The 13561-nt window shown below is 27.0% G+C and carries 11 protein-coding genes, 2 tRNA genes and 2 rRNA genes; 6 read left to right on the plus strand and 9 right to left on the minus strand.

Annotation, left to right across the window (positions count from 1 at the left end; all coding sequences use genetic code 11):
• The first annotated feature begins 98 nt into the window (after nt 1-98).
• Nucleotides 99-1991, plus strand: coding sequence for a molecular chaperone HtpG (htpG, locus tag D9V65_RS01875; RefSeq protein ID WP_158341973.1), 1893 nt, complete (start codon nt 99-101; stop codon nt 1989-1991).
• 73 nt (nt 1992-2064) lie between these two features.
• Entirely contained in the window at nt 2065-2703 is a 639-nt protein-coding gene (locus D9V65_RS01880) for an adenylate kinase family protein (RefSeq protein WP_158341975.1), read from the plus strand.
• A 104-nt stretch (nt 2704-2807) separates the two neighbouring features.
• Here D9V65_RS01880 and D9V65_RS01885 read toward each other — a convergent pair.
• Nucleotides 2808-2881 (minus strand) — tRNA-Arg (locus D9V65_RS01885).
• A 129-nt stretch (nt 2882-3010) separates the two neighbouring features.
• Between D9V65_RS01885 and folD the strand changes: the two genes are divergently transcribed.
• Entirely contained in the window at nt 3011-3880 is an 870-nt protein-coding gene (gene folD, locus D9V65_RS01890; protein WP_158341977.1) for a bifunctional methylenetetrahydrofolate dehydrogenase/methenyltetrahydrofolate cyclohydrolase FolD, read from the plus strand.
• Here folD and cysS read toward each other — a convergent pair.
• Nucleotides 3877-5322, minus strand: a complete 1446-nt coding sequence (gene cysS / locus D9V65_RS01895; protein WP_158341980.1) for a cysteine--tRNA ligase — start codon at nt 5320-5322, stop codon at nt 3877-3879. The genes folD and cysS overlap by 4 nt on opposite strands.
• A gap of 154 nt (nt 5323-5476) precedes the next feature.
• Here cysS and ybeD point away from each other — a divergent pair, with 154 nt between their 5' ends.
• Nucleotides 5477-5740, plus strand: a complete 264-nt coding sequence (ybeD, locus tag D9V65_RS01900) for a DUF493 family protein YbeD (protein WP_158341982.1) — start codon at nt 5477-5479, stop codon at nt 5738-5740.
• Nucleotides 5741-5831: 91 nt separating this feature from the next.
• Here ybeD and cspE read toward each other — a convergent pair whose 3' ends face one another.
• The 7 genes from cspE to D9V65_RS01935 form a co-directional block, all read right to left on the minus strand.
• On the minus strand, nt 5832-6041 hold the full coding sequence (gene cspE, locus D9V65_RS01905; RefSeq protein ID WP_158341984.1) for a transcription antiterminator/RNA stability regulator CspE: 210 nt from the start codon (nt 6039-6041) through the stop codon (nt 5832-5834).
• Nucleotides 6042-6191: 150 nt separating this feature from the next.
• Nucleotides 6192-6307 (minus strand): 5S ribosomal RNA (rrf, locus tag D9V65_RS01910).
• 92 nt (nt 6308-6399) lie between these two features.
• Nucleotides 6400-9326, minus strand: a 23S ribosomal RNA gene (locus tag D9V65_RS01915).
• Nucleotides 9327-9493: 167 nt separating this feature from the next.
• A tRNA-Glu gene (locus tag D9V65_RS01920) sits at nt 9494-9566 on the minus strand.
• Nucleotides 9567-9907: 341 nt separating this feature from the next.
• Complete coding sequence (locus D9V65_RS01925; protein WP_158341986.1) at nt 9908-10375, minus strand: hypothetical protein; 468 nt, start codon at nt 10373-10375, stop codon at nt 9908-9910.
• Nucleotides 10372-10764, minus strand: coding sequence for a hypothetical protein (locus D9V65_RS01930; RefSeq protein WP_187305762.1), 393 nt, complete (start codon nt 10762-10764; stop codon nt 10372-10374). The genes D9V65_RS01925 and D9V65_RS01930 overlap by 4 nt, the downstream gene beginning before the upstream one ends.
• Nucleotides 10757-11311: a Sua5/YciO/YrdC/YwlC family protein gene (locus D9V65_RS01935; protein WP_261978534.1), complete on the minus strand. Its 555-nt coding sequence runs from the start codon at nt 11309-11311 to the stop codon at nt 10757-10759. Before D9V65_RS01935 ends, D9V65_RS01930 begins: the two co-directional genes overlap by 8 nt.
• A 749-nt stretch (nt 11312-12060) precedes the next feature.
• Between D9V65_RS01935 and def the strand changes: the two genes are divergently transcribed.
• Together def and fmt are read left to right on the plus strand one after the other, a co-directional pair.
• A complete protein-coding gene (gene def, locus D9V65_RS01940) occupies nt 12061-12516 on the plus strand; it encodes a peptide deformylase (protein WP_158341990.1) in 456 nt (151 codons plus the stop codon).
• A gap of 27 nt (nt 12517-12543) precedes the next feature.
• Nucleotides 12544-13524, plus strand: a complete 981-nt coding sequence (gene fmt / locus D9V65_RS01945; RefSeq protein ID WP_158341992.1) for a methionyl-tRNA formyltransferase — start codon at nt 12544-12546, stop codon at nt 13522-13524.
• Nucleotides 13525-13561 lie beyond the last annotated feature (37 nt).

The raw sequence follows: 13561 nt of genomic DNA on the forward strand, positions 1-13561 counted from the left end.
ATTAAAAAAATATATATTTATATAATAAACATAGTCTAAATTTATCATTTAAGTCACAATATATATAAATTAATTTTTTATAAAACATAGAGATATCGATGAACAAACAAAAAAAAACCACTTATTCTTTTAAATCTGAAACTAAAGAATTAATGCAACTTATGATTCATTCTTTATATTCTAATAAAGAAATATTCTTAAGAGAACTAATTTCAAATGCATCTGATGCAATAGATAAACTAAGATATTTTAATATTTCTTCTTCTGTAGAGAACAAAAACGATCAGTTTGAAATAAAAATATTAATTGACACTATTAATAATCAATTGACTATTATTGATAATGGAATTGGTATGAATGAAAAAGAACTTATTGAAAATTTAGGAACAATTGCAAAATCTGGTACAAAAAATTTTTTAAAATCATTAAAAAAAGAAAAATTAAAAGAAAATAATCTTATTGGAAAATTTGGAGTTGGATTTTACTCTTCCTTTATAGTCTCAAAAAAAGTTTTAGTTCATACTAAAAGTGCAATAGATTCAAATTCTGAAGGATTATTATGGGAATCTTCAGGTTCAGGAGATTATTCTATAAAATATCTTAAAAAAGAAACTATAGGAACATCAATTACTTTACAACTAAAAGAAAAAGAAAAAGAATTTTTAGAAGAATGGAAAATAAAAAATACAGTCAACAAATATTCTGATCATATTAACGTTCCAATATTATTAAAAATAGTAAAAAAAGAGAAAAAAGAAAAAGAAAAAAAAGAAGAAAAAAATATTTGGAAAAAAATAAATCAAGCACAAGCATTATGGACAAAACAACAATCTCAAATTTCTGATTTAGAATATATAAAGTTTTATAAACATATAACTAATGATTCGCAAGATCCGCTAATTTGGAGTCATAACAAAGTTGAAGGTGAAAAAGAATATATTAGTTTATTATATATTCCTAAAATAGCACCTTGGGATTTATGGAACAGAGATAATAAAAAAGGATTAAAACTTTATGTAAAACGTATATTTATTATGGATGATGCAGAACAATTTTTACCTAATTATTTGCGTTTTGTACGCGGATTAATAGATTCAAATGATTTACCATTAAATATATCAAGGGAAATATTACAAGATAATCATATTATTAATTCTCTAAAAAAAGTAATAACAAAAAGAATACTAAAACTTTTAAACAATATGCTTGTTAACAATAAAGAAAATTATATAGAGTTTTGGAAACAATTCGGTGCAATTTTAAAAGAGGGACCAGCTGAAGATCCAATAAACAAAGAAACAATATCTAAATTATTACTTTTTACTTCTATTAATAATAAAAGTAAAGAACAAACTATTTTACTAAAAGATTATGTGAAAAATATGCCTTCACATCAAGAAAAAATTTATTTTGTTACTGCAGAAAGTTATGAAGCAGCTGTAAATAGTCCTCTCTTAGAAGTATTTAAAGAAAAATCTATTGATGTTTTACTATTATCTGAAAGAATAGACGAATGGATGATGAACTATCTAACTGAATTTGAAAATAAAAAATTTCAATCTGTTAGTAAATCAGATGATTCTTTAAATAAATTATTTTCAGAAAACAAAAATAAAGAATCTACTATAGAAAAAAAATTTACATCTTTTATTGAAGATATAAAAAAAATATTAGGAAATAAAGTAGAAGACGTAAGAATAACTTATAGATTAACTAATTCGCCTTCTGTTCTTTTAACAAACGAAAATGCAATGTCAACACAAATGGCTAAATTATTTTTATCAGCTGGACAAAAAGTCCCTCCGATTAAATATATTCTAGAAATAAATCCTAAACATAAACTAATAAAAAAAATATCTTCAATACAAGATACAGAAGAATTAAACGAATGGATTCAATTATTATTTGAACAAGCCTTATTAATCGAAAAAGGAAATCTAACAAATCCTAATCAATTTATATCGCGAATAAATAAATTGCTAATTTCTTAAAAAGTTTTACATCTAATACAGTAAAAATATTATATCAAAATATAAAAAATATTTTCTTGGAATAAGGAAAAAAATGAATATTATTTTTATTGGACCCCCAGGGGTAGGAAAAGGAACACAATCATTGTTAATATCAAAAAAAATGAAAATTCCAATAATATCTAGTAGTGAAATTTTAAAAGAAAAAATAAATGCATTGTCTTCAATGCAAGACGTATCAAAAAAAATAAACAATGGAAAACTAATTGACGACAATATTATTGTAAAATTAATTTTTTCTCAGATAAAAAAAATTTTTTTTAAAACAGGATTTATTTTAGATGGATTTCCAAGAACTATTATTCAAGCAAAAAAATTAAAAAAGTTTAGAAAAATTGATATAGTCTTTAATTTATTCGCTAAAAAAGATCTATTAATTAACAGATTAATGGGTAGAAGAGTTCATATTCCTTCAGGAAGAATATTTAATATTAACTCATTTTCTTTTGGAGAAAAACAATTAGATCCTTTAACTAAAGAACCGTTAAGTATTCGTAAAGATGATTCTGAAAAAATAGTTAAAAAAAGACTAAAAATATATAACTCTTTGACTAAACCATTAATAGAATTTTATCGAAAAGAAAGTAAATACGGAATATGTAAATTATATGAAATAGATGCTAGTAAAACTATTGAACGTATTCAAATAGAGTTATTAAATCATTTACGTTAGAGTGATTAATCTAAACTTAAAGTTTAAAAATAATCGTATAACACATTTGTACATTAAATATTATTTAAAAAAACGTTCAATTATTTGTTTAAAATTAAAAAAATTGCACTCTACAAGATTCGAACTTGTGACCTACGGCTTAGAAGGCCGCTGCTCTATCCAACTGAGCTAAGAGTGCAATCCAAAAAAAATATAATTTGTATATAAAACTAGTTAAAAATAACTATATATAAAATATATTACATATAAAAATCATGTTATGCAACATAAAATTATACAAATATTTTTGTATACAGAGATTACTATAATGAAATTAATAGAAAAAATTATGGATGGAGTAAAAGTATCTAATTTTTTTAAAGAAAAATTAAAAAAAAGATTATTATATTATAAAAATAAAGGAAATAGACCTCCATATTTGGCGGTGATATTAATAGGAAAAAATCCTGCTTCATTAATTTATGTACAACATAAAAAATTAGCTTGTAAAAATATAGGAATAAAATTTATTTTTTTTCATTTTTCAAAAAATGTATCTGAAATATCATTATTAAAACAAATTAATCATTTAAATAACGATAAAAAAATAGATGCAATCTTAATTCAACTTCCTCTTCCTAATCATATTAACACTGCAAACATATTTAATTCTATCTCTCCATACAAAGACGTAGACGGTTTTCATCCATACAATATAGGTTCTTTATGTCAAAAAAATCCTACAATAATACCTTGCACTCCGAGAGGAATAATTACATTAATGAAATTTTATAATGTACCGACCTATGGATTAAATGCAGTAATAGTAGGAGCTTCTAATATTGTTGGAAGACCTATGAATTTAGCATTACTTCTGCATGGATGTACTACTACTGTAACCCATAGATTTACAAAAAACTTAAAGGAACATACACAAAAAGCAGAACTTTTAATAGTAGCAATTGGAAAAGCAGAATTTATTGATTCTTCATGGATTAAAGAAAAATCTATAATAATAGATGTAGGAATAAATAAACAACATGATGGTGGAATTATAGGAGATGTAAAATTTAAGTCTGTAATAGATAAAGCTTCCCTCATTACTCCAGTACCTGGAGGAATAGGTCCTATGACAATTTTATCTCTTTTACAAAATACTATAGACATTTATGAAAAAAATATTAAAAAAATATATTAAATACTGTCGTTATTAAATGTATTTATATATTTCCATGTAGTTTTTTTTTCAGAATCTTCTACTCTTATATTTAGTTTTAAGAGTTTTTCTTTAATAAAATCAGCTTTTTTCCATTTTTTTAATATTCTAAAATAATTTCTTTTCTTTATTAACGTTTTAATAAATCGTTTATATTTTTCATTCTTAATAACTGAATTGGTGCTAAAAAAATCACTTGTATTTTGAAACAAAATACCTAATACATTTCCTAATTTTTTTAAAATGTAACTCAAATAATTAGAATAACAATAGCTTTTTTTCTTTTTATACATTTGTATTTTTTTTGATAATTCAAATAATATAGATAAAGCTTTTGGAGTATTAAAATCATCGTTCATAGCATGGAAAAATTTTTTTTTATACGATAAACCATAAATTTTTATTTGTTTAAATTTATCGTTTGTAAAACAAAAAATGTTTTGTTGCTGTAAAGCAACATATAATTTAGATAAAGAAAAAAAAGAAACTCTCAAAGAAGAATTTTTATCGTAATAAATTGGTTTTTTATAATGTGTAGATAAAAAAAATAAACGAATACTTTCTGGATTATTTTTTTTTAAAATGTCACGTAAATAAACACAATTTTTACCAGATTTTGACATTTTTTGTTGTTTTAAAAAAACCATTCCAGAATGCATCCAATATTTTGAATACATTGATGATTGATTATAACATGTCGATTGAGCGTTTTCATTTTCATGATGAGGAAATAACAAATCAATTCCTCCTCCATGTATATCTATTGTATTTCCAAAATAAAAATCATTTATAGCTGAACATTCTATATGCCATCCAGGCCTTCCTTTTCCCCAAGGAGAAATCCAATAAGGTTCGTTTTGTTTTGATTTTTTCCATAAAACAAAATCTTCAACATGTTTTTTACTGTTTTTATTTATACTAATTTTTGTTTTTTTTAATTTTTTTAATACTTGATTTGATAATTTTCCATAATTACTATCCTTGTTAACAGAAAAAAAAATGTCTCCATTTTTAGAATGATAAGCATAATTAGTAGCTAATAAAGATTGAATCATTTTAAATATAGATTCCATATGATCAGTAACTAATGGTTCTTGAGTAGGAATTAACATATTTAACAAAGAAAAATCCTTACGCATTTCTTTTATGAAATTGTTTGTAATAATATCTACAGGTAAATTATATTCTTTTGATTTTTGTATAATTTTATCATCAATATTCGTTATATTACGAATGTAATTAACTTGATATCCACTTTTTCTTAAGAATCTTACTACAATATCAAAAAATATAAAAGTTCTTCCATGTCCCAAATGACAGAAATCATAAGGTGTAATCCCACAAACATACATGTTCACTATATTTGATTTTATAGGTGTAAATTTTTCTTTTTTATTGTTTAAAGTATTAAAAATTCTTAACATGCTTCTTTATCTCATAATAAGAGTTTATTTATTTAAAAATAAAATGGTATAATTTTATATATATATAATTTCCTATTTATATAAATAAAAATTCTTAAACATAAATTTTTATTTTTTGATAAAAATCATATTTTATATTTAAATTAGGATAAATATGAAGACAAAACTAGAAGAATCTTTAAAATTTCCTTGCTTTTTTACTTATAAAGTTATTGGAATTGCTAAACCAGAATTGATTGATAACGTTATTAAAGTGATTCAATTAAGAATTCCTGGAGATTATATCCCAATAATAAAATCAAGTAGTAAAGGAAATTACTTATCTATTTCTATTACTATATATGCTAATAATTTTACTCAAATAGAAAATTTATATAATGATATAAATAAAATAAATATAGTAAGAATGGTTTTATAAAATTTATTCAAAAAAGTTTAAAACGGTACTTAGTGTACCGTTTTAAATGATTTAAAAGAATCTAATTTATACTTTTATTACTTTAAAAAAATTAAATACTTGTGACATTAGCAGCAGAAGGACCTTTCGCTCCTTCAGTAATTTCAAATTCTACACTTTGACCTTCCGCTAAAGTTTTGAATCCATTACTTTGTATAGCAGAAAAATGAACAAAAACATCCTTACTTCCATCTTCAGGAGTAATAAAACCAAAACCTTTAGACTCATTAAACCATTTAACAGTACCTTTAATCTTAGACATCTATATTACCTTTACATAAAATTACACTATTTTTTCTAAAAAATTTATTTTATTTATAAGTTATAAAAGACTTATAAAAATTAATTAACTATAAAATAAAATTTTATTTAAATTACTGTGAAAATATAAAACTATTTTAGTAAAATAACTACCTGGAAATTTCCTACTCTCACACGGGGAGACCCCGTACTACCATTGGCGTTAAAGTGTTTCACTTCTGAGTTCGGTATGGTTTCAGGTGGTACCACATTACTATAATAACCAGGTAATTATTTTACTAAAATTAAATTTTATTCATTAAAAACAAGCATTCAATAAAAATTTATTACTATTCATTTTAAAACACCTCTGGTGTTGTAAGGTTAAGCCTCTCGGGTCATTAGTACTAATTAGCTCAACACATTGCTGTGCTTACACATTTAGCCTATCAACGTCGTAGTCTCCAACGTCCCTTCAGTAAACAAAAGTATGTTTCAGGGAAGACTAATCTTGGGGTAAGTTTCGTGTTTAGATGCTTTCAGCACTTATCTTTTCCGCATTTAGCTACCGGGCAATGCCATTGGCATGACAACCCGAACACCAGAGATGCGTCCACTTCGGTCCTCTCGTACTAGAAATAGATCCCCTCAATCTTCCTACGCCCACGGCAGATAGGGACCGAACTGTCTCACGACGTTCTAAACCCAGCTCGCGTACCACTTTAAATGGCGAACAGCCATACCCTTGGGACCTGCTTCAGCCCCAGGATGTGATGAGCCGACATCGAGGTGCCAAACACCGCCGTCGATATGAACTCTTGGGCGGTATCAGCCTGTTATCCCCGGAGTACCTTTTATTTGTTGAGCGATGGCCATTCCATACAGAACCACCGGATCACTAAGACCTGCTTTCACACCTGCTCGCATTATCATGCTTGCAGTCAAATTGGCTTATGCCTTTACACTAACCTTACGATGTCCGACCGTAATTAGCCAATCTTCGTGCTCCTCCGTTACTCTTTGGGAGGAGACCGCCCCAGTCAAACTACCCACCAGACACTGTTTCTACACCGGATAACGGTGCTAGATTAGAATACCAAATTATACAGGGTGGTATTTCAAGGTTGGCTAAATTTAAACTAGCGTCTAAACATCAAAGCCTCCCACCTATCCTACACAATAGAACTCAGTAGTCAGTATCAAGCTATAGTAAAGGTTCACGGGGTCTTTCCGTCTTGCCGCGGGTATACTGCATCTTCACAGCAATTTCAATTTCACTGAGTCCTAGGTGGAGACAGCCTGGCCATCATTACGCCATTCGTGCAGGTCGGAACTTACCCGACAAGGAATTTCGCTACCTTAGGACCGTTATAGTTACGGCCGCCGTTTACCGGGGCTTCAGTTCAGAGCTTCAAGTTTCCTTTAACTCCTTCGATTAACCTTCCGGCACCGGGCAGGCGTCACACCGTATACTTCCACTTTCGTGTTTGCACAGTGCTGTGTTTTTAATAAACAGTTGCAGCCAGCTATTATCTGCGACTAACTTCAGCTAATAAAGAGTAAATCTTTCTCACTTACTGTTAGCGTGCCTTCTCCCGAAGTTACGGCACTATTTTGCCTAGTTCCTTCACCTAGGTTCTCTCAAGCGCCTTGGTATACTCTACCTAACTACCTGTGTCGGTTTGTGGTACGATTTCTTGTTATTTATAGCTTAGAAGATTTTCCTGGAAATATGGTATTAATTACTTCATCACCGTAATGACTCGTCATAACGCCTTAGCTTAAAAAAAACCGGATTTGCCTAGTTTTTATACCTACACGCTTAAACCAGGACAACCAACGCCTGGATAATCTAACCTTTTTCGTCCCTCCTTCGCAAATAACAAGAAGTACAGGAATATTAACCTGTTATCCATCGATTACGCCTTTCGACCTCACCTTAGGTGTCGACTTACCCTGCCCCGATTAACGTTGGACAGGAAACCTTAGTTTTTCGGCGAGCAGGTTTTTCACCTGCTTTATCGTTACTCATGTCAGCATTCGCACTTCTGATACCTCCAATATACTTTACAATATATCTTCATCAGCTTACAGAACGCTCCCCTACCCAATAAAATTAATTAATTTTATTGCCGCAGCTTCGGTATATAGTTTTAGCCCCGTTAAATCTTCCGCGCAAGCTGACTTAACCAGTGAGCTATTACGCTTTCTTTAAATGATGGCTGCTTCTAAGCCAACATCCTGGCTGTCTATGCCTTCTCACATCGTTTCCCACTTAACTATAATTTAGGGACCTTAGCTGGCGGTCTGGGTTGTTTCCCTTTCCACAACGAACGTTAGCACCCGCTGTGTGTCTCCCGTGATAACATTCTTCGGTATTCGGAGTTTGCATCGGATTGGTAGTCCGGGATGGACCCCTAGCCGAAACAGTGCTCTACCCCCGAAGATGAGTTCACGAGGCGCTACCTAAATAGCTTTCGGGGAGAACCAGCTATCTCCCGGTTTGATTGGCCTTTCACCCCTAACCACAGATCATCCGCTGATTTTTCAACATCAGTCGGTTCGGTCCTCCAGTTGGTTTTACCCAACCTTCAACCTGTCCATGGCTAGATCACCGGGTTTCGGGTCTGTATCTTGCAACTAAAACGCCTATTTAGGACTCGGTTTCCCTACGGCTCCCTTATTAAAGTTAACCTTGCTACAAAATACAAGTCGCTGACCCATTATACAAAAGGTACGCAGTCACTTGTATATTTCAACAAGCTCCTACTGCTTGTACGTATACGGTTTCAGGATCTATTTCACTCCCCTAGCCGGGGTTCTTTTCGCCTTTCCCTTACGGTACTAGTTCACTATCGGTCAGTCAGGAGTATTTAGCCTTAGAGGATGGTCCCCCTATCTTCAGACAAGATTTCTCGTGTCCCGCCCTAATTTTTTGAGTTTATAAAATATTTATTTTTCATATACGAGGCTATCACTCTGTATCGCTGATTTTTCCAAATCATTCTATTAAATTATAGATTATATAGTTAACTCATGGCTGGTCCCTTTTCGCTCGCCACTACTAAGGGAATCTCAATTGATTTCTTTTCCTCGAGATACTTAGATGTTTCAATTCTCTCGGTTTGCTTTACTAACCTATATATTCAGTTAATAATGATGCTATATATTGCATCGGGTTTCCCCATTCGGATACCAACGGTTAATATCGCTTCTTATCAGCTCACCGATGATTTTCGCAGATTAGCACGTCCTTCTTCGCCTCTGACTGCCAAGGCATTCACCATATACGCTTATACGCTTAACCTTACAACCCACAGGTGTTTATAAAATAAACTTACATTTATATTATATTGTATGCTTGTTTTCAATTGTTAAAGAACAAAATAATAAATTTTAAATCATAATAAGATTAACACAAATATAAAAAATAGTATACAAATAATTTAATTTCTTTACTAAATTTTTGTAGTTTGTCCCCTAGGGGAATTGAACCCCTGTTGCCGCCGTGAAAGGGCGATGTCCTAGACCGCTAGACGAAGGGGACTAGAAAAGTTTTTTTTAATATATAAAATATATATTTTATCAAAATAAAATAAATTATTATTATTTAATAAAACTACTTACTTTATATATAAAATTTATTTAATTAAATAAAAAATTAAATTACTTATCTAAATTAATATTTAGAATTCATACCTAAAACAAGATTACCACGTTGTTGCAATAAAGTAAAATACTATTATTTGTATATAAAAAAATAGTGAAAAGAAATAAAAATATTAACTTATCTGCATAGGAAAAATGTAAAATACTATTTTATAATTTTTTAGTTTTAATATATTTATATTAAACAAATAAAAAATTACATGCACTATTTTTCTATTTTTAAAAAATAGAGTTAATTCCATTATTTATATTTGGAAATTTATTGTACCATAAAAAAAAAGCAAATGCAGCTTGACTAACTAACATCCCTTTTCCATCAGACAAATGAATAGCTCCATGTTTTTTACAAAATTTTAAAAAAATAGTATTTTTTTTACTATAAAATAAATCGTAACAGTATGTATTACTACCAATAAAACATGTTGGAAAATCTGGAACCTGATTTTTCATACTACAAGAAGTTGCATTAATAATCAAGTCAAAAGGTTTTTGATAAAATTTCTGATTAGATAAATTTAAACAAAATATATTCCCTAAATACTTAAATCTTTTTTCTATTACTTCAGCTTTTTCTACTGTTCTATTTAATATAAATATGTTTTTACCTGTTTCTAATAATACACTAATTATTCCTGATACAGCTCCACCTGCTCCAAGTATAAGTACATTACTTATTCTATCATCTATAAATTTTTTTTTTTTAAATCATAAATCAATCCTACTCCGTCAGTATTATCACCTAATAAAATCTCATTATTTAATTTTTTTATTACATTTATACTATTACTAACTTTAGCTCTATCTGTTAAAGAATGACAAACAGATATAGCTGTTTCTTTAAACGGTACAGTAATATTTGCTCCTTTACTACTTTTTAAACTAAAAAAGCACTTTATTTCTTCAGTTAAATTATTTTTACATACACTGAGTAATTTGTACTGTAATTGAACACCTTGTTCTTTAGAAAAGATTTTATATATTTCAGGAGACTTAGAATGACTAACTGGATTCCCAAATAAAGCAAAATTATCTATTTCATCGTTTTTAGAATTTTTTTTACTCACTATATCATTCATATCTAATGTACTCTTGTGTATTTGCATTAATAATATTAGATGGATTTTTATTTTTACCAAGACTTCCTCTAACTATGTTTATAGTATTTCCAAATTGTTCTTTTAATTCTAATAAAGTTTTACATGGAGATTTTCCTGAAATATTAGCACTAGTAGAAATTATAGGTTTTCCAAACCTAATACATATACTTTTTATTACACTATGTTTACTTATTCTAATAGCTATTAAATTTGAGCTTCCAGTAATCCAATATGGTACAGAATTCTTTGAAGGTAATAATACAGTATTCATGTTTTTCCAATAACTAAAAAGTTGTTGTTTACATATTTTTAATCTAGAATACTCTATATAATGCTCTACTTGATTGTAATTATGAGATACTAATATAAATCCTTTATTTATGTTTCTATTTTTAATGAATAATACCTTATGAACTGCATTTTCATTTTCTGGATCACATCCAAGTCCAAAAACTGATTCTGTTGGATAAAAAATCATATGTTCGTTTTTTAATAATTGAATACTTTTTCTTATAGAAATAAGCATTATTTGCACTCTTGTGTAATATTATATAATTTAAAAAATATAAATCCAAAAATACAACTCACATAAATATTTTGTCTTTACAATGCTTTAGTATTAATTGATTGAATAATATTCATACTTTTAGTTATTTAACTATATATAAATCAATACGTTTTATTAACGTATATATTAAATGCTTTATAAAGTATATAAATATAATATATATATATATTCTTAGTTATTAGATATAAATGTTTCTCTATATATATATTTTAAATCTAATAAATTAACGCTACATTTTAGACTTTTTCATTTACTAAATTTAGTAAAAATAATTTATATCATGTAATTAATTAAATTAATTTAAACTATAACTATAGTAACAAGTAGTTATATATGTTATTTATTTTTTTTTATCTTTAAATAATTTTTCTTTTATTAGTACAGTATTAATATAACGGTATTTATTCTAAAAAATTGACTTATTATTGGTTAATAAAATATTACTTTGATAATTTTATAAAAAAACAAACTTTTTATATACATAATTATATAAAATAAATGGTTTTTAATTACTAGTTAAATATCAAAAATGCACACTTTTTTGACTATTATTTCATTAAATTTATTAAAATTAATTTTTAAATTAAAATAATACTTTTATTTTTTTTGTACTTTAAATGAAATTCAAACATTTTTACTTTCATCTTTTAATTTTTTTAAAAAGATTTATAATAAAAAATACTGATTGATTATTTTATAATAAAACTATGAGTATATTAAATATATTACAACATCCAGACATTCGTTTAAGAAGCATAGCTAAACCTGTAAAAACAGTAAATAAAAAAATTAAAACTATTATAGATAACATGTTTGAAACTATGTATAAAAATAATGGGATAGGATTAGCAGCTACACAAGTCGATATAAATTTACAAATAGCTATTGTTGTAGATTCTGAAAAAAAAAATAATCCTATAATACTAATTAATCCAACCATATTACATTATTCTGGAAATATTGAAGTAGAAGAAGGTTGTTTATCTATTAAAAATAAACGTGCAATAATATCACGATATTCTTATATAGAAATTAGCGCAACAAATTGGTCTAATAAATTATTTTTTATAAAAGCACACGAACTTTTAGCCGTATGTATACAGCATGAAATAGATCATTTGTCAGGAAAATTATTTATCGATTACTTACAACAAAAAAAATAACTACAAAAAGTTCATATATATACTACTATGAAAACACAAATTTTAAACAGAAATAATCCTAAGAAATTAAAAATTGTTTTTTCTGGAACTCCTATGTTTGCTGCTAAATATTTACAATCACTAATCAATTATAAATATGATATTTTAGCTGTTATTACTAAAAAAAATAACAAAAGTAAAAGAGGAAAAAAAACAATTGATAGCCCCGTAAAAAAAATAGCAAAAATCTTTTCTATTCAAGTATTTGAAATTAATTGCTTATCAAAAGATAAAAAAATCATAAAAAATCTTAAAAAATTAAATGCAGATATTATGATTGTCGTAGCTTACGGTTCAATTGTTCCATATTCTATATTACATTTATTTCCTTTTGGATGCATTAATTTACATCCTTCGCTTTTACCACGTTGGAGAGGAGCATCTCCTATACCTCATTCAATTTTATCTGGAGATAAAATAACTGGAATCACTATTATACAAATGAATGAATCTATAGATTCAGGAAGAATAATGTTTGCTTCTAAATGTTTAATTAAAAATAAAGAAACTAGTTCTAGTTTAGAAAAAAAATTATTTAAAATTGGAATTTATGGAATCGTTTATGTACTAAAAAAAATAGAACATAAAGAACCAATAAAATTAATATATCAAAAAGAAACTCTTTCTACATACTCTAAAAAAATAAAAAAAGAAAACGCAAGAATAAATTGGAATAAAGAAGCTTGTTATATAGAACGATTAATTAGAGCATTTATTCCATGGCCAATCGCATTTTTTATTTTTAATAATATTAAAATAAAAGTACTTCAATCATCTATTGTATACAATAATGAAATTTATAAAATAGGAGAAATTATTAAAATTAATAAAGAAGGAATCCAAGTTAATACAAAAAATGGTTTAATTTTATTAAAAAAAATACAGTTTCCAGGAAAAAAAATTATTTCTATTCAAGATTTTATTAATTCAAACAAAAAATTGTTGAAACCAGGAATTGTTTTAAATTAATATTTTACTTATTTAAAATTAAAAAAAGTTATATATA

The organism is Buchnera aphidicola (Anoecia oenotherae) (genome assembly GCF_005080765.1).
Classification (GTDB): Bacteria; Pseudomonadota; Gammaproteobacteria; order Enterobacterales; family Enterobacteriaceae; genus Buchnera_E; species Buchnera_E aphidicola_AB.

Bases quoted from the DNA above. Each gene is read 5' to 3' on its own strand.
- htpG (WP_158341973.1), top strand. From the start codon at position 99: ATGAACAAACAAAAAAAAACCACTTATTCTTTTAAATCTGAAACTAAA.
- D9V65_RS01880 (WP_158341975.1), top strand. From the start codon at position 2,065: ATGAATATTATTTTTATTGGACCCCCAGGGGTAGGAAAAGGAACACAA.
- folD (WP_158341977.1), top strand. From the start codon at position 3,011: ATGAAATTAATAGAAAAAATTATGGATGGAGTAAAAGTATCTAATTTT.
- cysS (WP_158341980.1), bottom strand. From the start codon at position 5,322: ATGTTAAGAATTTTTAATACTTTAAACAATAAAAAAGAAAAATTTACA.
- ybeD (WP_158341982.1), top strand. From the start codon at position 5,477: ATGAAGACAAAACTAGAAGAATCTTTAAAATTTCCTTGCTTTTTTACT.
- cspE (WP_158341984.1), bottom strand. From the start codon at position 6,041: ATGTCTAAGATTAAAGGTACTGTTAAATGGTTTAATGAGTCTAAAGGT.
- D9V65_RS01930 (WP_187305762.1), bottom strand. From the start codon at position 10,764: ATGAATGATATAGTGAGTAAAAAAAATTCTAAAAACGATGAAATAGAT.
- D9V65_RS01935 (WP_261978534.1), bottom strand. From the start codon at position 11,311: ATGCTTATTTCTATAAGAAAAAGTATTCAATTATTAAAAAACGAACAT.
- def (WP_158341990.1), top strand. From the start codon at position 12,061: ATGAGTATATTAAATATATTACAACATCCAGACATTCGTTTAAGAAGC.
- fmt (WP_158341992.1), top strand. From the start codon at position 12,544: ATGAAAACACAAATTTTAAACAGAAATAATCCTAAGAAATTAAAAATT.